This is a genomic window from Neptunomonas sp. ABH4_499 (assembly GCF_056160565.1).
Map to the genome: position 1 here is coordinate 1 of NZ_JBSWXK010000058.1, position 248 is coordinate 248.

General features: G+C 52.0%; 1 protein-coding gene. It reads left to right on the forward strand.

The features are described 5' to 3' along the window. Positions 1-29: 29 nt before the first annotated feature. The coding region (locus ACXAF9_RS18225; protein WP_475076862.1) for a transposase at positions 30-248 on the forward strand (219 nt) is incomplete at its 3' end.

Below are 248 nucleotides of genomic sequence, written 5' to 3' on the forward strand. Positions count from 1 at the left end.
GGCCCAAATAGTTGCAGAATCGTTGATTTATGAAACCGAAGAAGAAGCTTTCAGAACCGCAAAACGATATGTTCCGACCCAGGCTGGAGGATATCGTCAGTCCTTCGCATCCGTTGGTTCGTTTGGCGCAGGTAATCGATTGGGATCGCATCGACCAGGAACTGGATCACCACTTTGCCACGGTTGGTGCGGCTGCCTTGCCGACTCGCCTGATGGCAGGCCTGATGTATCTGCAACATATGCACAAC